Source organism: Polyangiaceae bacterium, from assembly GCA_020633235.1.
In the GTDB taxonomy this organism is placed as follows: domain Bacteria; phylum Myxococcota_A; class Polyangia; order Polyangiales; family Polyangiaceae; genus JACKEA01.
This window is the reverse complement of the sequence record JACKEA010000007.1, coordinates 189201-212017: the sequence shown is the minus strand read 5'-3', so window position 1 is coordinate 212017 and position 22817 is coordinate 189201. Positions and strand designations below refer to the sequence as shown.

Below are 22817 nucleotides of genomic sequence, written 5' to 3'. Positions count from 1 at the left end.
AGAAGGCTTGGGCCTCCATGCTCGTTCGCCCGATGGACCCTGCGGATCGCGCGCGCGTCGTGGAGATCGCCGGCCTGGGCGACCAGGAGCTGGACGTGGACGCGGAGCTCGCGCGGTCGTGGGCGCGGATCTGGACCGCCGGCGATCCGGTGGTGGCGTTCCTGCTCGCGTGGGCCGTAGCGGACGAGCTGCACGTGATCAACGTGGCGACGCATCCCGACCACCGGCGGTGCGGTGCGGCGCGGGCGCTGTTGGCGGAGCTTTTGACACATGCCCGCGCCAACCGGGTGCGTCTCGTGGTACTGGAGGTCCGCCGCTCGAACCGGGCGGCGCTCAGCCTGTATCGGTCCCATGGGTTTTGCGCCATGGGGATTCGGCGCGGCTACTACGCGGACAATGCCGAGGACGCCATCGAGATGATGCTCGCCATCGATCCCCAAAGCGGCCAGATCCTTCCAGGTCGCGACGAGATCGCCCTACCGGAGGTGTGACGTGGCTCGCGAGCTTCGCACGCTGCCGCTCTTGCGTCGCGAGAGCATGGGCGACGCCTATCACGTGCTCACTTTCGACGCGCCGGAGGCCAGCACCGCGCTGCCGGGTCAGTTCTGCATGGTGCGCGGTGCGGAATGGGGCGAGGCCCCGCTCTTACCGCGGCCCATGAGCTACCTGAGCGCGGGGCGCACGCCGTCGATCTTGATCAAGGTGGTCGGAGAAGGCACGACGCGCATGGCGCGGGCGGAGCCGGGGGAGCCCTTCACCTTGCTCGGGCCGCTGGGCAAGCCGTGGCGCGCACCCACGCCGGGACGGCGCGCCGTGCTCGTGGGTGGCGGCGTGGGCATCGCGCCGCTGTTGTTCTTGGCGCGCACTCTCTCGGAGCGACCCATCGCCGTGTACGGCGGGCGCAGCGCTCGGGACCTGCCTCTCGATGACGAGCTGGCGGAGCTTTCGGATCTGAGCATCACCACGGAAGACGGCTCTCGCGGCGTGAAGGGTCGCGTCACGGACGTGCTCGGCGAGCTCTTGTCCGATGGGCACGAGGTGTTCACCTGCGGGCCCGATCGCATGATGGCGAAGGTCGCGCAGATCTGTGCGGAGCGTGACGTCCCTTGCGAGGCGTCTTTGGAGACGCCCATGGCCTGTGGCTACGGCGTGTGCCTGGGCTGCCCGGTGCCCACGGCGGAGGGCGGATACCTCTACGCCTGCACCGAAGGCCCCTGCATCGATGCTCGGCGCATCGATTGGGAACAGGAAAAGCACGCTCCGGTGCGGGCAGCGTTCCGGAGGCCGTCATGAACCGCCTCGAGCTCGAGCTCGGCAACCTGAAGCTGAAGAACCCGGTGCTGACGGCGTCCGGCACCTTCGGCTACGGGCTGGAGTACGACGACTTCTTCGACGTGGCGGAGCTGGGCGGCATCTGTACCAAGGGCCTCAGCCTGCACCCACGGGCGGGCAACGCGCCGGAGCGCATCTGCGAGACACCCGCCAGCATGCTCAACGCCATCGGCTTGGCCAACGTCGGGGTGGAGGCGTTCTGCACGGAGAAGCTGCCCAAGCTCCGACAGCGCGGCGTGACGGTGGTGGCGAACATCTTCGCCAGCAGCACGGAGGACTTCGTCCGCATCGCCGAACGCTTGGAAGGGGAGAGCGGCGTGCACGCGGTGGAGCTGAACGTCTCTTGCCCCAACGTGACTCACGGCGGCATCGAGTTCGGCAAGGATCCACGGATGTGCGCCGAGGTCACCTCCGCAGTGCGCAAGGCGACGAAGCTGCCGCTGTGGGTCAAGATGAGCCCCGAGGCGGGGGACATCGTGGAGGTGGCGAAGGCCAGCGAAGGCGCCGGCGCGGACGCCATCACCGCCATCAACACCATCCGCGGCATGAGCATCGACGTGGAAACCCGGCGGCCTCGCCTCGCCAATCGCACCGGCGGCTTCAGCGGCCCAGCGCTTCGGCCCATCGCCTTGCGCATCGTTTGGGATCTGGTGGGAGCCTTGAAGATCCCGGTCATCGCCATCGGCGGGATCGGCACCCCGCGGGATGCGCTGGAGTTCTTGCTTGCCGGCGCCAGCGCGGTGCAGGTGGGGACGGCGAGCTTTTCGAACCCCTGCGCGGCCCTGGAGGTTCGCGATGGGCTTCGCGACTACTGCGAGCGCCACGACACGACCATCCAGCAGGTGATCGGAGGAGCGCGATGAAGCGACGGCTGGACCTGCCGACGCAGAGCGAGAAGCTCGCGGCGGTGGTGGCTCGCGTGCGGGAGATCGGCGCGGGCCGCGCCCCGCTGGTGGTGTTCGACCTGGACGGCACGCTGATGGACAACCGCCCGCGGACCTGCGCCATCATGGCGGACCTGGCCGAGAAGTGGCGCGTTTCTCACCCGCGGGAGGCAGCGCTGCTCAAGACCATGGTGCCGGAGCGCCTGGACTACTTGCTGGACGAGAACCTCCGCGCCATCGGCATCGAGGACGAGGCGCTGCTCGCCGAGGGCTTCGAGCACTGGAAGGCGCACTTCTTCTTCGACTCCTGGATCCACCACGACACCCCGCTCCCGGGAGCGGTGGAGTTCGCCCACGCCTGTCGCGACGCCGGCGCCATCATCGTGTACTTCACCGGTCGCGATCTGCCCAACATGGCGTTGGGTACCTTCGCCAGCCTTCGCGATGCCGGCTTCCCCATCGGCGTCCCGGGTACGGAGCTCGTGCTCAAGCCGTCTCCGGAGATGGACGACACCGAGTTCAAGCGCGCCTTCACGCCGCTGGTCGCCCAGCGCGGAGTGGTCACGGCCGTGTTCGACAACGAGCCCGGCAACTGCAACGTCTTCAAGGAACTGTTTCCGGATACGGACGTGTTCCTGCTCGACACCCAATTCCACCCCGACGCGCCGCCGCTGCTCGACAGCGTGATGGTGATCGGAGACTTTTCAACGCAATCATGAAGCTTCGTGGCGCGCTCGTGCTGTCGGCGTTGCTGATCGCCGGCTGTCCTCAGAAGAAGGAAGCCGGCGGCGAGGGCGGCGAGCCGCAAGCGAGCCCGAACGCGAGCATCTTGCCCGCACCCATCGCCTCCACGGTGGGCCCCAAGCGCAAGCTGGACGCGGGTCGGGGCGGGATCCCGGCGGACTCCGCGGGCCGTTTGATCCTGCCGGACGCGGGCCCCCCGGCGCCTACGGTGCTGCTGGAGTCCGAGCCGCTGCCCCGAGACACGCTAGCAGCGAAGGACGGCACCGGCGTCACCCTGGAAGCGCGCTTCAAGTGGTTCGACGTGCCATCGCCTCCGTCCGGGGGAGAGGTCGCGACTGCCGCCATCAACAAGGCAAAGCAGGCGATGGAGCCCCGCGTGACCGTCGATCTCGCGCCGGCGGGGCGCATGCGCTTCACCTTCGGCACGCCGGTCTTCCCCGTGCCGGAGAACGCCGAGCTGCGCTCCGCCACCGAGCACTGGGGACACGTCCTGGTGTGGCCCGATGGCTTTTCCTATCGCGTGATGTTGCCCGGGACCTTGCGAGCGCTGTTCGCCGAACGGCGCGCGGACGTGTTGCCGATGGCGCAGGGCAACAACAAGGCCCAGGGCAAAGGGGCGCTCTTGGGGCTCGAAACGGAGAAGGTCCGCATCAAGAGCGAGACGGGCGTCCTCACGCTGGAGAGCGGAAACATCTCGGGGATCGCGGAGAGTGGAAAGCTCCTGTGCCGGTTGCTGTTGGAGCTGATCGCGGTGGATCCCAACAACGCCGCCTGCAACGGGTCGGTGCCCTTGAAGGCCGAGTACAAGTGGCCTGGCGGTGGGCACTTGGGGTTCGAGGTGACGGCCATCGTGCGCAAGCCGGAGCTACCCTACGGCCTGTTGGTCGTGCCGCCGTCGTCGGGCCTACTGAAGCCCGGAGAGCTCCCGCCGCAGCCCGCCGGGGTGTTGCTCACGCAGGGCCAGCTCGGAGCCTTTCGCGAGAAGGCTGCACCCGGCAAGGAGGCTCCCGCAGCGGATGCTCCGGGAGAAGGGCTCATCGCCGTGAACCGCAAGGACACCTTGGAGTACTTGCTCATCGATGGCGCCCCCGCCGCGTGGGTGCGTCCGCGGGCGGAGCAATACCTGATCGGCCCCATTCCCGGGCGCTACACCATTTCTTGGCGTGACTTCCTCGGTGAGCGGGTGGAGCCGCCGACGCAGATCCAGCTGCCCGCTCGGGTGCAGATCGGCGGCGACGTGGACGCGGGAGCCGAGAAGTGAGTCAGGCTTGGCCCAGGGCTTCCTGGTAGTCCTCGGGCTCGTACTCCGTCGCCTCCACTCCTGCGCGCTCCATTTCCGAGCGTAGGGCGGCGAAGGCGATCTGAATCACCTCGAAGCGAGTGCTGAGGCGGTAGTAGTCGTCCTCCCGCACCTCGGGCAGGGCAGCGAGGCGAGCTGCCACGGCTTCTTGCTCTTCGCGTAGCAGGGACATCTCGCTCGATGGGCCCTCGTGCTCGCTGGTGGACGTCAATGAATCGTAGGCGGCGCCGACGGGATTGAACGCCAGATACACGCGGCGAAAGGCGATGCGCCACTCGAAGGCGTCGTCCGAGGGCACGATCCAGTACGCCGCGAAGCTGCGTCGCACGACCTCGCCAAAGTAGGCGCCCACGGCGCGCGACAAGAGATCGAGCAACTCCGGCCGCTCCCGTGCGGCTTCGCGCGCGCCTTCCAGATAGTGGTCGAGGACCGGCAGCGTGTCCGACGTCAAGTCCAGCTCCACGCCCACCGCGCCGCGGACGTAATCGATGCAGCTCGCGGCCAGCTCGGGCAGCGGATCCGGCGGCGGGGACAGCTGCTCCAGGGCTTCCGACTCGAAATCTTCGGTCATGTTGGCTTTCGGGGGTGGGTTGGCGACCCTGAACGTACGGCGCCTGCGCCGCCGAGAAAACGACGAAAAAGCGAACCCTTCCGTTGCGTCACCCACCTGCTGTCCGTGGTAGTCTCGGCGTTCTCAGACATGCGTCTTGGCATCCTCAGCGACATCCACGCCAACTATGAAGCGCTGAGCGCGGTCATCGAGGCATTCAAGAGCGAGAGCATCGACGCTTACTACTGCCTCGGCGACACGGTGGGTTACGGCGGTTCGCCGAACGAGTGCGCGGATCTCGTGCGCGGTCTCGTGAAGTCCACCATCTTGGGCAATCACGACGCCGCCGTCGCCGGGCGCATGGACTACTCGTACTACTACGAGGCGGCGCGCCACGCGTTGGATCAGCACGCCAACATGCTCTCGAAAGAGAACATGGATTGGCTTCGCGGGCTGCCCTATCAGATCCGCCTGAGCGACGAGGACGCCCTCTTGTGCCACGGCTCTCCGGTGCGTCTGGAAGAGTTCGAGTACATCTTCGCTCCGGAACAAGCTCGGGAGTGTTTGCCGATCTACGACGAGCTCGGGCACATCACGCTGATCGGACACTCTCACCTGTGCAAGGTGTTCGCCCTCACGCCAGACTCGGTGGAAGAGCTCCCGCCCATCGATTTCGATCTGGCGCCGGACAAGAAGTACATCGTGAGCGTGGGCTCCGTGGGTCAGCCCCGGGACTACGACAACCGGGCCAGCTTCACCGTGTTCGACTCCACGGAGAAGCGCTTCGAGTTCAAGCGAGCGGAGTACGACATCGAAACCGCCGCGGACAAGGTGCTGCGCGCCAAGCTCGAGCGGAACTTCGCGCATCGGTTGTTCATCGGCGTCTGAGCGGATTTCCTCCGCTTCCATGTTGGTCCGGCGCGGAACCACCCGGCACAAAAAGCCCGACGCCCGCAGAGCCAGGGCTCGGCGGGCGCCAGGGATGGGAAGGAGCGTGAGCGTCAGTTGTCGACGTTCACCGCCATGGTTGCGTTGATGACCGCCATGAAGAAGTCGGGGTTGTGGATGCCCTTGCTGCCGTCGCCGTGCAGCATCAGGTAGTTCCAGCACGCCTTCATCATGTTGCCGCCATTGGTGTACACGGCTGCACCCGCGGTGCCCGCGCTGCTCTTCACTGCGCGCAGCTGGACGCCGAAGTTGTCCGTGGTGGTCTGACTGCTGTCGGACCAGGTGATGGTAATCGCGGTGGTGAGCGTGAAGTGCAGCTCGATCTGGCCATGGCCTTCGGTGATGGCGATGTGCTTGATCGGGTTGGTGTTCACGTCCAGGCTGATGTCCGCGTCCGTGCTCCCGGAAGAGGAGTACAGATCCGTCGCCGGGTCGTAGGCGCGGACGTACACGGTGCCGAGCGCGTTGAGCTTCGCCATGGCGGTGTCGCCCAGGTGCTCGTTCAGACCATCGAGGGACTTCTCCATCACCTGCGCCATGCTGCCGCCGTCGAAGGTCCCGTGGCAGGTGGTGCAGATCGTCGGGTCAGCCGCGAAGGTGTGGTTGGTACCCGACTTGTTGTAGCTGTACTCCGCCGGCGGGTCCGTCAGGTTCATGTGACAGGTCACGCAGGTGTTGGTGATGTACGAGTGTCCGCCGCGCATGCCGGGGGTCACGAAGTACACGTTCTGACCCATCAGTACGTCGCCCTGAGCGGCCACGTGCGGAGCGGTCATGTTGCTGACCGGGATGGCGTCGGAGTGCGCGCCGTTGCGCGTGTTGTGGCAGGTGATGCACAACGCACCCTTGCCCACGCCAATGGCGTTGTAGCCGGCCGGCAGCATGCCGGTGTCGCCTTCCACGCGCACGGTGGCGGTGTTGGGCTCGCCGGACAGGTCACCCTGGGCGTGCGGGTCGTGGCAGGTCACGCAAGTTTGCGGGTGGATCTCGGCTTCGGTCATGCCCCAAGCCGTCATCTCCGCGACCGTCGCGTTGCCATTGGCGCCTTGCACGTAGGAGGTGAGGTCGCCCTGGGCGATCCACTTCTTGAAGCCCTGGGACGAGTGGCAGCGACCGCAGTGAGCAGCCGTCGCACCGCGGGACTCCACCGTCGATTCGTCGAGAGCGAGGGTGTAGTTCGCGTGGCCCGATTCCTTCCACTGCTGGTAGCGACCGTGACGCGCCGGTTCTCCGTGGCAGGAGCCGCAGAGCTGGGACGAGTCGCTGAGCCGGGCTGCGCCGGTGGTGTGGGCGGCGCTGTCTTGCGGACCGTGGCAGTTCTCGCACTGCACGTTGGCGAGAGCGGCCGTCTTCGGAGCGCTGGTGAACATGTCGCTGTACACCGTGGGGCCGCCCGGATGCGGAACGGTCCAGCTCTCGGACGACATGGCCTCGTCCCAACCGCCGTTGGTGGCGTTCTCGTCGTAGCCCACGCCGTGGCAGCTGGCGCAGCTCGTGCTCCAGTGGTTGGCCGGGTCACTCATGTTCTGAGTGAAGATCTCGGCGTGACCGCTCTTGCGCCAGGTCTTGAAGTTGTCCGGCGCGAAGCTGTCGTTGTGGCACATGGTGCAGGCCGTCGCTTCGGGCTTGCCGTCCGTCGCGCTCAGACCGCTGATGGCACCCTTCCACTCGCCCGCGAAGAACTTGAAGGTGTCGCCGCTGTTGGTCTCGGTGATGGTGTATTCGCCCTTCACGTCGGGCTTCAGGATCGGCCAACGGCTGGTGGCGCTGTCGAACGCTGCCGTGGAGCCGGAGGGACCGGTCACGGTCCAGCTGTAGCCACCGCTGGCGTCCTTGGCCTGCAGCAACACGCCCACGTCGATGGGCACGTTGTGGACGCCCGTGGTCCAGGCGAGACCGAGGCTCGCCACCACGTTCACGGTGTCCTTGTAGGTGCCGCTGGAGGTAGTCACCGCCACCTCGAACACGGCCGTTTCCGCTTCTTCGAGGGCGAAGGGATCGATGCCCAGGATCATGAAGCGGTCGGGCTGCTCGAGATGAGTGGCGAGGGCGGTCTTGTAGCTCTCGAGATCCGCCAGCGTGATGGTCGGATTGGCCGTCGTTTCGCCGGTGATGGTCAGCGGCACGCCGGACTTCTGGGTCCACAGGTACGTGGCGCCGGTGCTGTCGTCGTAGATCTCCGTCGCTGCCGTGGGTGAAACGTTGGCTCCCGGAGCGCCGTTGAGGTCGGCGCCGGCGTCCACGATCACGCCCGCTGCGGGAACGATCTCGATATCGACGGTCTGATCGATGCCAGCGGCGACGGGCACGGTGGCCTCGCCGTCCGTGAAGCTGTCCTTGGTGAACGTCACGGTGTACACGCCGACGGGCAGGTTGGTGTTGTAGTCGCCGTTGGCGTCCGTCGTCAGATCCGCGATCACTGGCGGCGAGAACGCCACGGTCACACCCTGAACACCCGCCTGGGTGATGCTGTTCGTGACCTTGCCGTGCAGGGTTCCTTGGCTGATACCGGCGTCTCCGTTGACGCCGGCGTCGCCCGGGTTGCCATTGGGGCCGGTGGGACCCGTGGCACCAGGTCCACCGGGATCACCCGGCGCGCCTGCGGGGCCGCGGGCGCCATCGTCGCCGCTGCAGGCTCCGAGGGTGAGAGCGAACGCGACGGCTAGGGCCGCGTTCGGAATGAGCACAGACAGTATCTTCGATTTCATTTTGTTGCCTCCCGCCTTCCCGGGTCGACCTTCCCGGCTGCGCCCTGAGCAAGGTCCGTACCGAAGTGCGTGGCAACGTCACGATCCAGCTGCGTTCACGCTACGAGAGCTCCCAACCGTTTGGCGATCGCGTTGAATGCTCACTGGAGATTCCCGCAATCACTGCAGTGCATCATCGCGAAGACGCAACACGATCGTTCGCGACTCGCAGAATCCGTACGGTGTGCGTCGCTGTCGTATGACGACGATCGCTTCCGCGAACGTCGCGCGCGTGGCATGCTCAGAGTGTGCTTCGTGTGTCTTCGCTGATCGTCGTCATGCTTGCCGTTGGCTGTAGCAACGTGCTCGGGTACGACGAGCTGACGTTCCAGGATGGCGGCGCCGGCGCATCTGCGAGCGGTGGCACTTCGAGCGGCGGCAGCTCGAGCGGCGGCAGCTCGGGCAGCGGCGGCGCTTCGGTTGGCGGAAATTCAGGCGCCGGCGGGGCGCCGAGTGGCGGCGCTTCGAGTGGCGGCGCTTCGAGCGGTGGCACCCCCGGCAGCGGCGGGGCGGCGACCGGCGGAGCCTCGAGCGGCGGCAGCTCGGGCAGCGGCGGTTCTGCGACCGGCGGGGCGTCGAGCGGCGGGGCGTCGAGCGGTGGTACTTCCGGCAGCGGCGGTTCGGCGACGGGCGGCAGTGGCGGCGGCACCACCACGGATCCGTTCGCTACGGCTCGCCAGCAGTGCGTCGACAAGATCAACGAGTACCGCGCTACCCTGAGCCTTCCGCCCTACCAGCGCTGGAACGCGAAGGAGTCCTGCGCCGATGGTGAGGCGAAGAGCGACAGTGAGACGGGGCAAGCGCACGGCGCGTTTCCCTCCTGCGGCGAGTGGGCGCAGAACGAGTGCCCCGGCTACCCGTCAGTGAGCTCCACGGTGACGACGTGCTTGGCCCAGATGTGGGCCGAGGGTCCCGGCGCGGACTTCCAGACCCACGGGCACTACATCAACATGTCGAGCACCAAGTACACGAAGGTTGCCTGCGGCTTCTATCAAACGCCCGGCGGCTCCGTGTGGGCCGTGCAGGACTTTCAGTAGGGGTTTAGGCCTCGACGGCCCAATCCGTGCCCGTGGGTGAGTCGCGAAGCGACACGCCCTGAGCCTCGAGCTCCGCGCGCACGGCGTCCGCGCGGCTGAAGTCCTTGGCTTTGCGAGCCTCGGTGCGCTCGACGATCTTCGCTTCGATGGCTTCCGCGGTGAGGCCCCGGAGCTCGAGGCGACGCTTGCGCGTACGCGACGTGTAGTTTTCGTGGGATGCGCGCATCATGCCGAGCTCATCCGCCAGGGTGCGGATCTTCTTCACCGCATGGGCGGCCACACCGCGCGCCGCGCCCACGAAGGCCGCATCTTTCCGACGCTTCAAGGCGAGGTCGCAGACCTCGTTGCCGAGCCGCGCCATCTCCCCGAGGGACGCCAGCGCGATGGGCGTGTTCAAGTCGTCGTCCAGGCCCTTGTCGGCGGTGACGGCCGCTTCGTCGATGGCCTTTTTGTGCTTCTGGAGCTCCGGCGGCAGCTTTTCTCCCAGCGTTGCGTCCCCGGCCAGCTCCGCGAGCCGCGCGACGGCCGTGTACATGTAGTCCACGCGCCGCTCTGCTTCGTCCACGCCGGGAAACACCACCCGGCCGCTGTCGAGCTTGTCGGTGTCGAACTGGATGGGCCCGCGGTAGTGCACCGTGAGCAGGAACCAACGAAATGCCTCGGCGTCGTTCCGTGCCAGGACGTCCTGCACGGTCACGAAGTTCCCGAGGGACTTGCTCATCTTTTCCTTGTCCACGTTCACGAAGCCGTTGTGCATCCAGCAGTGGGCAAAGTTGCCTTCACTCGGGTGCGCCGCCTCGCTCTGGGCGATCTCGTTCTCGTGATGCGGAAAGATGAGATCCATGCCGCCGGCGTGGATGTCGAAGCCGTGGCCCAGGTAGCGGCTGCTCATGGCGCTGCACTCGATGTGCCAGCCCGGCCGTCCCCAGCCCCACGGGCTCTGCCAGCCCCACTCCTCCTTGGGCGCGCCCTTCCACAGGGCGAAGTCCAGCGGGTCGCGCTTGGTCTCGTCCTTCTCCACCCGCGCGCCGCTGATCAGATCGTCGATGTTGCGGCGAGAGAGCTTGCCGTACCCGGCGAAGCTCCGCACCGAGAAGTACACGTCCTTGGTGCCGCCGGGCATGTCCACGACGTACGCGGCGTCGTTGTCGATCAGGCTCTGGACCAGATCGAAGATCTCCTGCAGGTGGTCGCTGACGCGAGGCTCGTGCGTGGGCGCTGCGCAGCCCACCTCCGCCATCTGCGCCTTGTACACCTCGGCCATGCGCTTGGAGAGCGCCAGCGGCTCTTCGCCGTTCTCTTTGGAGCGCGCCAAGATCTTGTCGTCGATGTCCGTGATGTTGCGGACGTAGGTGACGTCGTAGCCCCGCGCCCGCAGGTGCCGCACCAGGATGTCGAAGGCCAGCGCCGAGCGCGCATGCCCGGCGTGTGGAACGTCGTAGACCGTGGGGCCGCAGCAATACACGCCGACCTTGCCGTCCTCCTTGGGCGTGAAGGGCTCGAGGTTGCGAGAGAGCGTGTTGTACAGGCGGATTTCGGCCATGGCGGTCGCGGACCTTAGCTCGGATTGCCCGCTCCGCCCACCGCAGCACCGCTTCGGCAAGGCGCGCTCTGCTATCCTGACGTCGTGGGTGAGGAGGAGGAGTTTCGGAAGGCGCTTTCGGACGGCGACTTCAAGCGGCATGCGGGCTTCTTTTACGGAGGGGTGGCGTCCTTGCTGGTGGGCTTTGTCCTGCTGTCGAAGGGCGCGCCGATCGGCTTCACTCTGGGGGCCGTGTGTTTCTTCCTGTCCGCGAGGTACGCACTGAAGGCAGGGCGCGCGCTGAACATCGGCAAAGATGGCGACAGCCTCACCACCCGGGAGTACGAGGAGCTCGATCCTCACCAGCGCTGGAACCGCACCAAACGTGTTGCCGTGATTTTGGTGATGGCTGGCGTGTTCCTGCTGGGGCTGGACATCTTCGCGGCCTTCGCTCGGGCCGGCTCGCCGCACACGGAGAAGGTGTTCAACGTGCTGGGCATCTTCGCGGACTGACTATCGCTGCCCCGCGGCGAAGGGCGGCAGCGGTGGGCTTCGGCGCCAGCGCAGGCTCACGCCAATGCCGCGCACGAAGTAGTCCGGTCCGAACCAACGCCAGAGGTACTCCGTGTACAGCTCTGCGCCGACGCGTAGTGGTCCGAGGCGCACCCCGACGCCGGCCGCGGCTCGCGGCGAAAGCAGCTGCGCGCTCCAGTGTCCGTGCACCACGTCCACGCTGAGCAGCGACACGCCGAAGCCGCCTTCCAGCTCCACCGGGCCCGCCGCGATGCCGGCAAGGGCCGTGTTCTGGGGCAGCGACAGCGAGAAGCTCTTCTTGTCGAGGAACCTGAGCGCCGGACCACTCAGACCCGTGAGATGGAACGGTCCCGAGCGCGACGTCATCGCGTGCAGGAACGCTGCTTCGTAGCCGCCTTCGTAGCGCGCTTGATCCGTTGCCCGGTAGCTGAGGGTGCTGAAGCGCAAGACGCCTTCGTGCGTGGCGGTTCGTACGTCGAACAGCTTCACGCTCTTCGGCGACGTCTTGCGCTCCGCCGAGGCGGCGCAAGTCGTCAGGGTGACCACCGCGAAGGCGACGAGCCCTGCGCGGCTCAATTGCCGTGAACGACGGTGCAAACTTCGACGTACACGAAGCCGAGCACTGCGGTGGCGTCGTACTCGACGGAGTGCACGTCGGTGATCTGTGCCGCCTTCTTGGCGGCGTCGATGCTCGCGTCACCAAAGGCGGCGATGCCCAAGATGCCGGTGGAGCATGCCTCGCCGGTCTTGGCGCCGGTCTTGTTGGGACCGGAGGCCTCCACGCGATCCACCACGGAGGGCGCCTTGGTGCCGTTGTAGACGACCCCGACGGGATAGCCCTGCTGCATCACGGGCATGCAGCCTGCCGCCAGTGTCGTGAGCGCGAACGTGAGCGAGAGCTTCCAGAGTGTCATGGCGCCCTGACTAGTGCGCGCAATTTCGGCTCGCAAGAGCAACCGGTCAGCTGCGGTGCCCTTTTCGAGGCGAGACGCGCGGACGGGCTTCGCGCCGAACAAACATCAATATTAATGAGCTGTTGTCGGTGCGCAGGGGTCTTCTCCTGGTAGCACGCGGTGCCCGGTGGCGCGGAAGGGTCGCGAGGTGAACACGCGGTACTTGTTGCCCCAGGCCATGATCCACGCGGTCGATCCGGTGTGGAAGAAGCCCGCCAAGTGCGAGCCCGAGAAAGGGTCGGGAAGCAAGACCTGGGTCCGCATGCCGGTTTTCGGCAAGTACCAGACGCTCCACCCAGCTCTGGCCCAGACCGCGCCGTCATCGTCTCGAGCGATGGAGCTCACCCGTCCTGGGAGCTCGCCGAGCGGAGTCCAGGTGTCGTCGGATCCTCGGCTCCACACATGAGAGGTGCTGTTCTTGACGGTTCCGTATAGCCGCTGTTCGCCGGTCCGCGCCCACACCGTGATGGCGTCCTTGAAGGGAGTCGGCACGTCGAAGAAGCGCTTTCCGTCGAAGCGGACAATCGCCGACGAGCCGCTCTTCGTGGGGTACACGACCTCGATGTCCGTGGGGTCCGCGGCATCGATGAATAGCGCTCCTGTTTGCGGGGTTGGGTAGGCGGCGTCGATCGCACGGGAAATGCCGGTCCGGCTTCCGTGCGGCCAGATCTCGATCGCGGTCGTGCTCGCGTAGATCACGTCGCCTCGGGGCGAGACGGCCAACCTTGCGGGCGTTTCGCCCAGATGCGGTGGCAGCTCGAGATCGACGGAGCGCACTTCCGTGCCCACCAGGTAGAACCCGGGCGGCCGGACCGGTGACCTGCCGCCGCGTTCCCAATCGATTTGTCCGTGCCACGCCACGAGAACATGCGCCTGATCGGGCCACTCTGCGATGAGCGCTGGGCTCCAGTACAGTCCGTTCGTCGGCACCTCCATCCAGCGCCCGGCTCTCTCGTCGAAACGGATCAAGCCGGGCCGGCCGAAGCCGAACAGCGTGGGATAGCGACCCCAACGGATCTCCGGTTCTCGAACGCCGCACGATAGCGCGGGCGTCCACTGCAAGAGATCACCGTGCACTCGGGCGAAGGCAACGCCGTCGGTGAAGATGGCGTCGTCCCCCGTGCCGTACACGTGCCCTCCCCGGGCGCGTAGATGACTGACGGTGAGTAGCTGCATCGCCGGTGGCCGTTGCTGCGGCGTTACCGGCGCCGCGGGCGGCGTGACCGGCGCCGGCGCACGCACGACGTCCGCTGAGGGTCGGGTGCACGCGCTCGCGGTCACGACGGCGATGAGAGCAGCGACGCGCATGGCTCATGCTTTCACGCGCGCCATGTCCGGCAAAGGCCGACCGTGCCGGGTCGTGGTCCGCGCCGAACAAACATCAATATTAACAATTGGTTATGGTTTGTTGGCCCGGCGCGGAAACGCCGCAAATATTACAGAATGGATCGGTGCGATAACATTGGTGTAATGTATGCGAGTGACGCCGCAGGCTGGCAGCTTGGTGTTGGATTTGCTCAGCGCAGTGGGCGGGCGCGCGATTCCGGTGCGTGCGCTGGTGCGCGCGGCGGAGCTGTTCGGCATCACGGAGAACAACCTGCGCGTGGCGCTGGCGCGGCTCGTGGCGGACGGCAAGGTCGAGCGCAACGAGCGCGGCTCCTACGGGTTGTCGGCGGCGGCGGAGCCGGTGCAGCGGCGGGTGGTGTCGTGGTCGCGGAGGGACGACCGCGTGGTGCCTTGGAGTGGCGGCTGGGTGGCGGCGCACGTGGGCGCATTGCCGCGGGGAGAGCGTGCGCGGGGCAAGCGGCGTCGGCAGGCGTTGAGCTTCGCGGGCATGCGCGAGCTTTCCCCCGGGCTGTTCGTGCGGCCCGACAACCTGCGCGGTGGCGTGGCGGCGGTGCGCGCGGAGCTGGGCGAGCTGGGCATGGATGCGGGCGCGTGGGTGTGCGGGCTCTCGGAGCTGGACACCGCGATGGACGGCCGCGCTCGAACGTTGTGGGCGGAGGACGCACTGGACGACGGCTACGTGGAGACCAGCGAGCGGCTGGCGAAGAGCCGCGCCCAGCTGGATGACGTGCCGCTCGAGCAAGCGGTGGTGGAGTGCTTCTTGCTGGGCGGCCGCGCGATCCGTCAGCTGGCGTACGACCCGCTGTTGCCGGAGCCCATCGTGCGCCCGGAGCTGCGCCGCGCGCTGGTGCAGGAGATGGGCCGCTACGACGTGGCCGGCCGGCGCATCTGGCGGAAGTTCATGCGGGCCCAAGGTGCGCCCGCGCCCGAGTCGTTGCTTTCGTTCCGCCATGTAGGGAGGGCTTCATGAAGCTGCCGGTCTTCGATCAAAGAGTCGCCTGGGATCGCTTGAGTGTGGAGCCGCCGCTCAAGTTTCCGGGAGCGATGCTCAACGTCACCAATCGCTGCAACCTCACCTGTGCACACTGCTTCATCTACACGGACGGCAACCCGAATGATCCGGCTCACGACATTCCGGACGACGAGCTGCTGGCGGCGGTGGAGCAGGTCCGGGATCGTCACGGCGTGGTCGGCATGTTGTGGATGGGCGGCGAGCCGATGATCCGCTGGCGCCTCTTGGAGCGCGGCGTGAAGCTCTTTCCGCGCAACGTGATCACCACCAACGGCACCGTCCCCTTGAAGGACTTTGGTGCCGGCGTGACCTACGTGGTGTCGCTGGATGGCCCCCGGGATCTGAACGACCCCGTGCGAGGTGAGGGCGTCTACGACCGGGTGCGGAAGAACCTCCTCGCGCTGCCGCAGGACTTCCCGCCCACGGTGCAGATCCAGTGCGTGGTCACCAAGCAGAACTTCCAGCGGCTGGAAGAGCTGGTGAAGGACTTCGTGAACACGCCGGTGAACGGTGTCGCGTTCACGTTCCACGTGCCCAACGAGGGCGAGGACTCGGAGCTCAGCTGGAAGGACGCGGCGGAGCGCGAGCCAGCGGTGGACGCGGTGGTGGAGCTCAAGAAGCGCTACCCGGGCTTCGTGTGGAATTCGAGCCGGGCTTTGGAGCTGATGCGTCCGGCCACGGCGAAGATGGTCACGGACAACTGCCCGGCGCTGCGCACGGTGTTGCCGCTGTACGTCGAGAACAAGAAGTTCACGACGCCGAAGTGCTGCTACGGCAACAACGGCGACTGCGATCGCTGCGGGGCGTGGGTGGTGTTCGCCCACGCGGCGAAGCTGCCCGGGCCCTGGGATGCCGTGGTGCCTCCAAGCGGCGAGCAGAGCCCGCTGGCTGCGTATCTCATCGCGGCGGCGGAGTAGTCAGGCGCGAGAGCACGCGCCGCTCGAGGGCGTTGGCCTCGGCCTCATCAGGACCGTTGCCGCTGGTGCGTGTTTGGCCTCGGCTGCGGTGCAAGAGCAGGTGCGCCATGCGCGCGGCGAGGGCGTCGTCCGGCTGGCTCTGGTCCAAGAGCAGCGCTTCGTTCGTGCTGACGCTCTCGACGCCGGGGGCAAAGCACACCAGCGCGGGAGTGGCGGAGAGCAGCGGGCGCGCTTCCGGATCGCTTTGGAGCAAGGCTTCGAGGCGGGCGCTGCGTGCGGTGTCGGCGTGATAGGCCGCGGGGCACTGTGGGTGAGCGCAGCCGATGGCAAAGCCGGCGAGCAGCGCGAGCGCTTTCATCGTCGTCGGCGCAGGGCGAGGGCCGCGCCGAGCGCGCCGATGGCCATGAGGGCCGCCGCGGTGCCGCTGTGCCCTGGAGCGATCACGCAGCCGGAGCCGCAGCCGCTGGGCTTGCTCTGAACCTGCCCCGACTCGTCGCGGGGCATCACCTTGGGGCTCGGGCTGTTCGGAACGACGCACAGCTTGCTGGGGCGGCACTCTCCGGGTGACGCGCACCTCTCCGTGCCGCCGCACACGTTGACGGGGTTCCAGTCCGTGACGGGCTCCGGCAACTGCATGCACGGTCCGCCGAGCACGGGGGGCGCACCGAGGGCATTGCTCCGCGAGCCCTGGCAGGTGCTGTAGCGTTGGTGCGGCTCGAAGCACAGCGACGCCGGACGACACACGCGGCCCGTCTCCCTGCAGTCTGCGTCGGCGGTGCATTGGTGCAGCACACATTCGCCGCCGATCACGCCGCGCCACCCACTGGGGCAGTTCTTGGGCGCCGCCTTCTCGCAGCGCGGCCCGCCATGATCCGTCACCGGCTCGGTGCCCGAAGGGCAATCGTCCGGCGGCGGCGGCACCGCGTCGGCGAAGGCGTGAGGTGCGAGCGAGAGCACGACGAGGGCGGCGAGAATGCGCGGCGGCATCCGCCGGAGGATAACCGCGTCCTTGACGAAAGGCGTGGGGGTTCGCACACTGCGGAACGCTCATGAACACCGGGACCGAAAACTTCAGCGTGAACATGTCGATGCGCTGGCGCAGGGCGACCCGGCTGAGCTGAATCCATCGACGATACGCACGCCATGGGCCGCCTCGCGAGGTGGCCCGCTTTCGTTTGTGGCGATCCCCTCGCGGTGCGGCTTCACCCCGAGGAGAACGACCATGAACACGCACTACATCACTTCCGCCCTGCCCTACGTGAACGGCCCGCCGCACCTGGGCCACGCCCTGGAGCTGGTGCTCACGGACGCGCTCGCGCGCTGGCATCGGAGCGCCGGGCGCGACGTTCGCTACGTGACCGGCAGCGACGAGAACAGCCTCAAGAACGTGCAGGCGGCGGAGCGCGCGGGTGTTTCCGTGCGCGAGCTCGTGGATCGAAACGCCGCGGAGTTTCCGCGCTTGGCGGTGGCGCTCGGTGTTCACATCGACGACTTCGTGCGCACCAGCGTCGATCCGCGTCACCGCGCCACGACCGAGAAGCTGTGGCAGGCCTGCGTGGACCGCGGCGACGTGTACAAGAAGAAGTACCGCGGCCTCTACTGCGTGGGCTGCGAGCAGTTCTACGCCGAGAGCGAGCTCGAGGCCGGGTGCTGTCCGGAACATGGCACTCCGCCAGAGGTCGTGGAGGAAGAGAACTGGTTCTTTCGCTTGTCGCGCTACCAGGAGCCGCTGCGCGAGCTGATTGCTCGCGACGCGCTCAGGGTCACCCCGGTGGAGCGCAAGAACGAGGTCTTGCGATTCGTGGAGCGAGGGCTCGAAGATTTCAGCATTTCCAGATCTCGTGAGCGAGCCAGGGGTTGGGGCATCGCGGTACCCAACGATCCGTCCCAAGTCGTATACGTGTGGTTCGACGCGCTGGGGAACTATCTCGCCGCGCTCGGCCAGGCGCAGGCCAGTGACGCCTTCGAGCGCTGGTGGCTCCGTTGTCCGGCCCGCGAGCACGTGATCGGCAAGGGCATCACGCGCTTTCACGCCGTGTACTGGCCGGCCATCTTGCTCTCTGCCGGCCTGCCGCTACCGACCCGCGTTCTGGTGCACGGGTACGTCACGGTGGAGGGCGCGAAGATCGGCAAGAGCCTGGGCAACGCGCTGGATCCCTTCCAGCTGTGCGACGAGTACGGCAGTGACGCGCTCCGCTACTATCTGCTGCGGCATCTCTCCACGACCAAGGACGGAAACTTCGAGCGCGCGCGGCTTTCGCAGGCGCACGACTCGGAGCTCGCCAACCAGCTCGGCAATCTGCTGCAGCGGTCGCTGCGGCTCGTGGAGAAGCGCGCAGACGGCGTGGTGCCCAAGGCCGAGAGCGCTCTCGGCGCGGCGCTCTCGGCGGCTGTTTCGGAGACTGCGCGGGCGGTAGAGGCGTTCGATTTGCGGGGCGCGCTGGATGCGGCGTGGCGTTTCGTGGCGGAGGTGAACCGCTACGCGGACGAGACGGCGCCGTGGCAGGGCGAGCGCGATGACACGGCGCTGTACACCTTGCTCGACGGCGCGGGCGCGGCGGCTGCGTTGCTGCAGCCGTTCCTGCCCAAGACGGCGGAGCGAATCGCCGAGCGCTTGGGACCGCGGAGCGTGGGCGCCGGCGCGCGGGTCGGCGAGCTTCGCGCTGGACGGCGAGTGTCCGCGGGCGCGCCGCTGTTTCCGCGGCGCGTGGTAGCGTCCAGGCGATGAGAGCTTGGCCCATGGTGTTCGCGGCAATGCTCACGGTGGTCAGCTCGGCGCAGGCCGAGCCCGACAATGCGCTGGAAGCAGACCTGGGCAGCGGCGTGATCGGTGTGGGTTACGAGCGCGTGCTCGCTCCCAGCGTGACGGCGCGGGCGACGTTCCAGCTCAACCGTCCGTGGTACACGCAGTACCTGGGCGGACCAGAGTCCGACGTCGTGGGTTTCGGGCTCGAGCTGCGGCCCTTCGTGTTCCCGTTTGCCGCTGCACCGCGCGGCTTCTACCTCTCGCCCTTCGGCCGCGTCGTCGCCATCCGGGCCCAGGACGATCTGGCCGACGCCGAGTCCGGCGTGGGGTGGTCCGCGGGTGCCACCGCGGGCTACGGCTGGCTCTTGGCGGACGACGCGCTGTTGCTGCGCTTCGGTGCTGGCGCTCAGTACTGGGCCTTCGAGACGGACCACGCCGGCCTGAGCGGCGTGTACCCCGACGTGGACATCATCGTGGGCTACGGCTTCTGATCATGTCGTCGCCGCGCTGTTTCACCCTCACCGCGTCGTGCCCCGGCGCACCACGCGGAAGCCGGGCGCTACTTCATGCGTATCCAGGTTCGCGCGGATTCGCTGTCGGTTTCTCACGACGAGCTTCTCGAGCGGTTTTCCCCGACGGCGGCGGAGCTGGGCATGCAGTGGCAGATCACCGACTCCGCGGTGAAGAAGCGTGTGATCGTGCTGGTGTCGAAGCAGGAGCACTGCCTCTACGATCTTTTCGGGCGCTGGCGCAGCGGGGATCTCGACATCGAGATCCCGTGCGTGATCTCGAACCACGACACGCTCCGGGGGTTCGTCGAGTGGCACGGCGCACGTTTTCATCACGTGCCCGTTCCCAAGGAAGACAAGGCCGCGGCCTTTGCCGAGGTGGCACGGCTGTTCGAGGAGGAGCGTGGCGATGTGATGGTGCTCGCGCGCTACATGCAGATCTTGCCCGCGGACATGTGCCAGGCGTACCCCGATCGCATCCTCAACATCCACCACTCGTTCTTGCCCTCCTTCGTGGGGGCCCGGCCCTACCACCAGGCCTACGCGCGGGGCGTGAAGCTGATCGGCGCGACCTGCCACTACGCGACGGCGGAGCTCGACGAAGGTCCCATCATCGACCAAGACGTGATCCGCATCGACCATTCGGACTCGGTGGAGGATCTGGTGCGCTACGGCAAGGACATCGAGAAGACCGTGCTCGCGCGAGGGGTGCGCTACCACGTGGAGGACCGCGTGCTCCGCCACGGGAACAAGACCGTGGTGTTCCGTTGAAGGCCGGCGTCACGCGTGTGCACCGAGCGAACCGGTTCGTGCAGCGCCGCGTCAGTCCACATGGCCGCGGACCCCTCGATCAACTCGAATTATCCGGTTATCCCGCGAAGAAGTGATGTAACCTCGCGGAATCACGCGACGTCAGCGTGGTAGATAATTCGGGGCGTCGCGGTAGAATTCTAGTTAGGCGGACTCAACCGTGGCCAAGATGGCGGACTGCGACAGGCACGGCGTCCAGGGAATTGGACTCGTCTGCACGCATGTCGCCCACGCGATCGACAGCGACGCCCCGGTCGGCTTCTTCTGGGGTGACGATACCGACACCGCCCGTCCCGACGCATGGTGTGCTGAGTGCGACCGCAAGCTCCGTGCGCTGAACGGCGCATCCTGCGAACAATGGTTTGTCGAGGCCGAGTTCAAGATCCTGTGCGCCGCGTGCTGGGATGAAGCGCGCTGGGTTCTGTACGAACGCCATCGCCACTGAGAAGCCGCCTAACTGGGCATTGCAACAGCCGAGCGCAGCGTGGCTATCTGTTGATGCCTCTCGTGCCGCGCGCGGGTTTCTGTGTCAGCCCATCTGACGTTGGGTTCAGCACAGCCCCGCGCGCCTGTTGGGTGCTACCATCCGGCTAACGGGTTCCTGGCGCTCGCTGTTGAATGCCAGGCCGTTATGCAGCCTCGCGATCGAGGAATGATGGTTGCGCCATCGAACCGTCGTTCTTGGCTGCTGGGTTGAGCTGTTCCGATCCGAGGGGTCGCTCCCGCCTCGCCGAGCTCGCATCGCTTCCGGCCCGCAACCAAGCGGCGGCCCGAGCCCGGCTCCACGTTCCACTCAGTTGCGTGATGGCCTCGAGTCCGAACGGGAGGCTGCAGCCGCGCCCGCACCGGCTTTGCAATCTGGTGGCGTGACGGCCTCCAGTTCGAGAGGGAGGCTGCCGCCGCGCTGCCCGTGGCGGCGATCCATCTGGTGGCGGGCGAGCCGCTGGGGTCTTGGTCGCTGCTGGGGACCGGGACCTCGCTGCTCGCTGCCTAACAGGTCGCTGCAGCAGCCGAGCGCCGCCTGGTGTTCCGCTGGCGCCTTCCCGTCCCGCGCGCGGGTTTCCGTACCAGTCCATTTCACGGTGGGCTGAGCAGAGCCCCGCGCGCCTGTTGGGTGGTACCATGCGGACAACGGATTCCTGGCGCTCGCTGCTGAACGCCGCTCCGTTAGGCGGACCAACTCTTTCCACGATGTGGCTGCGCTTCGACAACCTGTCGGCGACATTGGTCATCGAGCTCTCCAAACCGACTCAGCCAATCACCGACAAGCTCTACAATCAGAGAGCAGTACCATCCGCAACCATCACCGCGATTCGTCTCGAAGCAGAGTTGTTCGGGGAGGGACTCGATGACGCTAGGCCATTGACGGCTGACGAGCTTGCACAGGTTGCAATCACGGAACCCCAGATCTTCTTACGCGGTTTCGGTGATCCGGTGCTCCACCGCGCACCCAACCAGACGCACTTCACGCTTGGCGATCTTCTCGTTGCGATCGAAGAAACCGAGCGACAGACGCGTCACCAAAGCTCGTGGTTTGGCGGGATCGACATCCACCATCGATTCTTGGAGGCTCTTGAACGAGGCGACGACGGGGTTTGGGTAATACACTGGGGCTCCTGACGCCGCCTAACATGGCGTTCAACAGACGAGCGCCGCCTCGTGTCCTGTTGATGCCTCCCGTCCTGCGCACGGGTTCTTGCGCCGACCATCCAAAGATGGCCTCGGCGCAACCCGTGCGCCTGTCGCGTGATAGCATTCTGATGTAGTTGTTCCTGGCGCTCGCTGTTGAACGCCAGGCCGTTAGGCGGACACGCCCAGTCATGCACGTCGACGCCTTGAAGGACCCGGACGCCGCGCATCCTGTGCCGACCTCCTGGCGGCCGACCTTTTGCGCGATCGTTGACGCATTCGTCCGCGGCGACCTCTGTCTTGCTCGGCCGATCCCAGGCGTCGATCCAATTCCTGCCGACCGCGCTCAACAAATCTCGTCAAACATCACGGCGTACGGTGCCGACCTGCGCGCGCTGCCTGACGACGCTTGGTTGACGTCCTGCGCTCAATGGACTGGTGCCAATTGGGAGGTTCTGGTCGACCTTTGGACGGCTGAGGAGGGTCCCAGCGACCTGGTACTGCATGCTCTGGTGGCCGAGTCCGCGGATGGCTTTCGCTTCACCGTTCACCTCGTTTACGTTCCGTAGTCGAGCGCCGCCTAACAGGTCGCTGCAGCAGCCGAGCGCCGCCTGGTGTTCCGCGGGCGTCTTCCCCCCGCGCGGGTGGTACCATCCAGTCAACGGATTCCTGGCGCTCGCTGCTGAACGCCAGGCCGTTATGCGGACCCGATGACAGCACTTGGTCTTTGCCCCGCCTGCGACCGCCACATTCGCATGGACGAGTCGACGTGTCCGTTCTGCAACGAGAGCGTGCGGGTAAAGCCCCTTGGGCCGTGGCTGGTGCGAAACGATCTCTCGCGCTCGGCCATGATGGCGTTGGTCGTTGCCGGCGTGGCAGTGGCCGCGGGCTGCTCGGACACTCCCGCCTACGGTGCGCCGGCTCCGCCCATGGGTGGCACGTCAGGAACTGACGGCTCCGGCGCTGCCGGCGGCACGACAACAACCGGTGGAACGACCGGCACGGGTGCAACCGGCGGAACTGGCATCGGCGGAACGGCCGCCGGCGGTGCGTCCGGCGGAGTGGCTGGAATTGGACAAGCGGGCGCGGCAGGCGAACCCACGGACGGCGGACCGGATTGAGCCACCGGCCGCATAACTGGACGTTGCTGCTGCCGAGCGCCGTCGCCGTAACCTGAGATGTCATTCCGTTTCGCACACGGGTTTCTGCTCGCGCAGCTTTTCGCTGCCTCCGCGCATCCCGTGTGCCTGCGAGGTGCTACCATCCGGTAAGGTTTGAGCTGGCGCTCGCAGCAGA

At 66.9% G+C, this 22817-nt stretch carries 25 protein-coding genes; 17 read left to right on the top strand and 8 right to left on the bottom strand.

The annotated features are described in order from the left end of the window. The first annotated feature begins 17 nt into the window (after nt 1-17). From rimI to H6717_34160, 5 genes are read left to right on the top strand one after another with little or no spacing between them, the layout of a single operon-like run. Nucleotides 18-491, top strand: a complete 474-nt coding sequence (gene rimI / locus H6717_34180) for a ribosomal protein S18-alanine N-acetyltransferase (GenBank protein ID MCB9582134.1) — start codon at nt 18-20, stop codon at nt 489-491. 1 nt (nt 492) lies between these two features. Next, a complete protein-coding gene (locus H6717_34175; GenBank protein ID MCB9582133.1) occupies nt 493-1293 on the top strand; it encodes a dihydroorotate dehydrogenase electron transfer subunit in 801 nt (266 codons plus the stop codon). Further along, nucleotides 1290-2195: a dihydroorotate dehydrogenase gene (locus tag H6717_34170; protein MCB9582132.1), complete on the top strand. Its 906-nt coding sequence runs from the start codon at nt 1290-1292 to the stop codon at nt 2193-2195. Before H6717_34175 ends, H6717_34170 begins: the two co-directional genes overlap by 4 nt. Beyond that, complete coding sequence (locus tag H6717_34165; GenBank protein MCB9582131.1) at nt 2192-2935, top strand: HAD family hydrolase; 744 nt, start codon at nt 2192-2194, stop codon at nt 2933-2935. The genes H6717_34170 and H6717_34165 overlap by 4 nt, the downstream gene beginning before the upstream one ends. After that, complete coding sequence (locus tag H6717_34160) at nt 2932-4221, top strand: hypothetical protein (protein MCB9582130.1); 1290 nt, start codon at nt 2932-2934, stop codon at nt 4219-4221. The genes H6717_34165 and H6717_34160 overlap by 4 nt, the downstream gene beginning before the upstream one ends. Nucleotide 4222: 1 nt before the next feature. On the opposite strand, the gene H6717_34155 is transcribed toward H6717_34160, so the two are convergent. Continuing rightward, on the bottom strand, nt 4223-4831 hold the full coding sequence (locus H6717_34155; GenBank protein MCB9582129.1) for a hypothetical protein: 609 nt from the start codon (nt 4829-4831) through the stop codon (nt 4223-4225). 129 nt (nt 4832-4960) lie between these two features. Here H6717_34155 and H6717_34150 point away from each other — a divergent pair, with 129 nt between their 5' ends. After that, nucleotides 4961-5698 (top strand): metallophosphoesterase family protein, encoded by a 738-nt coding sequence (locus H6717_34150; GenBank protein MCB9582128.1) that lies wholly within the window; start codon nt 4961-4963, stop codon nt 5696-5698. Nucleotides 5699-5811: 113 nt separating this feature from the next. On the opposite strand, the gene H6717_34145 is transcribed toward H6717_34150, so the two are convergent. Further along, entirely contained in the window at nt 5812-8466 is a 2655-nt protein-coding gene (locus H6717_34145) for a carboxypeptidase regulatory-like domain-containing protein (GenBank protein MCB9582127.1), read from the bottom strand. 287 nt (nt 8467-8753) lie between these two features. Between H6717_34145 and H6717_34140 the strand changes: the two genes are divergently transcribed. Then, nucleotides 8754-9542 (top strand): hypothetical protein, encoded by a 789-nt coding sequence (locus H6717_34140; GenBank protein MCB9582126.1) that lies wholly within the window; start codon nt 8754-8756, stop codon nt 9540-9542. 4 nt (nt 9543-9546) lie between these two features. Here the strand turns inward: H6717_34140 and H6717_34135 are convergent, their stop codons facing one another. Beyond that, entirely contained in the window at nt 9547-11085 is a 1539-nt protein-coding gene (locus H6717_34135) for a cysteine--tRNA ligase (GenBank protein ID MCB9582125.1), read from the bottom strand. A gap of 84 nt (nt 11086-11169) precedes the next feature. Between H6717_34135 and H6717_34130 the strand changes: the two genes are divergently transcribed. Then, entirely contained in the window at nt 11170-11577 is a 408-nt protein-coding gene (locus H6717_34130; GenBank protein ID MCB9582124.1) for a hypothetical protein, read from the top strand. On the opposite strand, the gene H6717_34125 is transcribed toward H6717_34130, so the two are convergent. The 3 genes from H6717_34125 to H6717_34115 form a co-directional block, all read right to left on the bottom strand. Beyond that, on the bottom strand, nt 11578-12174 hold the full coding sequence (locus H6717_34125) for a hypothetical protein (GenBank protein ID MCB9582123.1): 597 nt from the start codon (nt 12172-12174) through the stop codon (nt 11578-11580). Next, nucleotides 12171-12512, bottom strand: a complete 342-nt coding sequence (locus H6717_34120; protein ID MCB9582122.1) for a TRL-like family protein — start codon at nt 12510-12512, stop codon at nt 12171-12173. Before H6717_34120 ends, H6717_34125 begins: the two co-directional genes overlap by 4 nt. A gap of 111 nt (nt 12513-12623) precedes the next feature. Then, on the bottom strand, nt 12624-13859 hold the full coding sequence (locus H6717_34115) for a hypothetical protein (protein MCB9582121.1): 1236 nt from the start codon (nt 13857-13859) through the stop codon (nt 12624-12626). 172 nt (nt 13860-14031) lie between these two features. Here H6717_34115 and H6717_34110 point away from each other — a divergent pair, with 172 nt between their 5' ends. After that, on the top strand, nt 14032-14868 hold the full coding sequence (locus tag H6717_34110; protein ID MCB9582120.1) for a PaaX family transcriptional regulator: 837 nt from the start codon (nt 14032-14034) through the stop codon (nt 14866-14868). After that, nucleotides 14865-15827 (top strand): radical SAM protein, encoded by a 963-nt coding sequence (locus H6717_34105; GenBank protein MCB9582119.1) that lies wholly within the window; start codon nt 14865-14867, stop codon nt 15825-15827. The genes H6717_34110 and H6717_34105 overlap by 4 nt, the downstream gene beginning before the upstream one ends. Here H6717_34105 and H6717_34100 read toward each other — a convergent pair. Together H6717_34100 and H6717_34095 are read right to left on the bottom strand one after the other, a co-directional pair. Further along, nucleotides 15808-16185 (bottom strand): hypothetical protein, encoded by a 378-nt coding sequence (locus tag H6717_34100; GenBank protein MCB9582118.1) that lies wholly within the window; start codon nt 16183-16185, stop codon nt 15808-15810. The genes H6717_34105 and H6717_34100 overlap by 20 nt on opposite strands. Continuing rightward, on the bottom strand, nt 16182-16814 hold the full coding sequence (locus H6717_34095) for a hypothetical protein (protein MCB9582117.1): 633 nt from the start codon (nt 16812-16814) through the stop codon (nt 16182-16184). The genes H6717_34100 and H6717_34095 overlap by 4 nt, the downstream gene beginning before the upstream one ends. A gap of 235 nt (nt 16815-17049) precedes the next feature. On the opposite strand from H6717_34095, the gene H6717_34090 reads away from it, so the two are divergent. From H6717_34090 to H6717_34060, 7 genes are all read left to right on the top strand, one after another. Then, nucleotides 17050-18555 (top strand): methionine--tRNA ligase, encoded by a 1506-nt coding sequence (locus H6717_34090; protein MCB9582116.1) that lies wholly within the window; start codon nt 17050-17052, stop codon nt 18553-18555. Then, nucleotides 18552-19064 (top strand): hypothetical protein, encoded by a 513-nt coding sequence (locus tag H6717_34085; protein ID MCB9582115.1) that lies wholly within the window; start codon nt 18552-18554, stop codon nt 19062-19064. The genes H6717_34090 and H6717_34085 overlap by 4 nt, the downstream gene beginning before the upstream one ends. Nucleotides 19065-19139: 75 nt before the next feature. Then, nucleotides 19140-19853 (top strand): formyltetrahydrofolate deformylase, encoded by a 714-nt coding sequence (purU, locus tag H6717_34080; GenBank protein MCB9582114.1) that lies wholly within the window; start codon nt 19140-19142, stop codon nt 19851-19853. A gap of 199 nt (nt 19854-20052) precedes the next feature. After that, a complete protein-coding gene (locus H6717_34075; GenBank protein MCB9582113.1) occupies nt 20053-20337 on the top strand; it encodes a hypothetical protein in 285 nt (94 codons plus the stop codon). A 677-nt stretch (nt 20338-21014) separates the two neighbouring features. Beyond that, on the top strand, nt 21015-21512 hold the full coding sequence (locus tag H6717_34070; GenBank protein MCB9582112.1) for a hypothetical protein: 498 nt from the start codon (nt 21015-21017) through the stop codon (nt 21510-21512). A gap of 200 nt (nt 21513-21712) precedes the next feature. Continuing rightward, nucleotides 21713-22090, top strand: a complete 378-nt coding sequence (locus H6717_34065; protein ID MCB9582111.1) for a hypothetical protein — start codon at nt 21713-21715, stop codon at nt 22088-22090. Nucleotides 22091-22231: 141 nt separating this feature from the next. Beyond that, nucleotides 22232-22642, top strand: coding sequence for a hypothetical protein (locus tag H6717_34060; protein ID MCB9582110.1), 411 nt, complete (start codon nt 22232-22234; stop codon nt 22640-22642). The last annotated feature ends 175 nt before the right edge of the window (nt 22643-22817 follow it).

Bases quoted from the DNA above. Each gene is read 5' to 3' on its own strand.
- rimI (MCB9582134.1), top strand. From the start codon at position 18: ATGCTCGTTCGCCCGATGGACCCTGCGGATCGCGCGCGCGTCGTGGAG.
- H6717_34170 (MCB9582132.1), top strand. From the start codon at position 1,290: ATGAACCGCCTCGAGCTCGAGCTCGGCAACCTGAAGCTGAAGAACCCG.
- H6717_34165 (MCB9582131.1), top strand. From the start codon at position 2,192: ATGAAGCGACGGCTGGACCTGCCGACGCAGAGCGAGAAGCTCGCGGCG.
- H6717_34160 (MCB9582130.1), top strand. From the start codon at position 2,932: ATGAAGCTTCGTGGCGCGCTCGTGCTGTCGGCGTTGCTGATCGCCGGC.
- H6717_34155 (MCB9582129.1), bottom strand. From the start codon at position 4,831: ATGACCGAAGATTTCGAGTCGGAAGCCCTGGAGCAGCTGTCCCCGCCG.
- H6717_34150 (MCB9582128.1), top strand. From the start codon at position 4,961: ATGCGTCTTGGCATCCTCAGCGACATCCACGCCAACTATGAAGCGCTG.
- H6717_34145 (MCB9582127.1), bottom strand. From the start codon at position 8,466: ATGAAATCGAAGATACTGTCTGTGCTCATTCCGAACGCGGCCCTAGCC.
- H6717_34135 (MCB9582125.1), bottom strand. From the start codon at position 11,085: ATGGCCGAAATCCGCCTGTACAACACGCTCTCTCGCAACCTCGAGCCC.
- H6717_34120 (MCB9582122.1), bottom strand. From the start codon at position 12,512: ATGACACTCTGGAAGCTCTCGCTCACGTTCGCGCTCACGACACTGGCG.
- H6717_34115 (MCB9582121.1), bottom strand. From the start codon at position 13,859: ATGCGCGTCGCTGCTCTCATCGCCGTCGTGACCGCGAGCGCGTGCACC.
- H6717_34105 (MCB9582119.1), top strand. From the start codon at position 14,865: ATGAAGCTGCCGGTCTTCGATCAAAGAGTCGCCTGGGATCGCTTGAGT.
- H6717_34100 (MCB9582118.1), bottom strand. From the start codon at position 16,185: ATGAAAGCGCTCGCGCTGCTCGCCGGCTTTGCCATCGGCTGCGCTCAC.
- H6717_34095 (MCB9582117.1), bottom strand. From the start codon at position 16,814: ATGCCGCCGCGCATTCTCGCCGCCCTCGTCGTGCTCTCGCTCGCACCT.
- H6717_34090 (MCB9582116.1), top strand. From the start codon at position 17,050: ATGAACACGCACTACATCACTTCCGCCCTGCCCTACGTGAACGGCCCG.
- H6717_34085 (MCB9582115.1), top strand. From the start codon at position 18,552: ATGAGAGCTTGGCCCATGGTGTTCGCGGCAATGCTCACGGTGGTCAGC.
- purU (MCB9582114.1), top strand. From the start codon at position 19,140: ATGCGTATCCAGGTTCGCGCGGATTCGCTGTCGGTTTCTCACGACGAG.
- H6717_34070 (MCB9582112.1), top strand. From the start codon at position 21,015: ATGCGGACAACGGATTCCTGGCGCTCGCTGCTGAACGCCGCTCCGTTA.
- H6717_34065 (MCB9582111.1), top strand. From the start codon at position 21,713: ATGCACGTCGACGCCTTGAAGGACCCGGACGCCGCGCATCCTGTGCCG.
- H6717_34060 (MCB9582110.1), top strand. From the start codon at position 22,232: ATGACAGCACTTGGTCTTTGCCCCGCCTGCGACCGCCACATTCGCATG.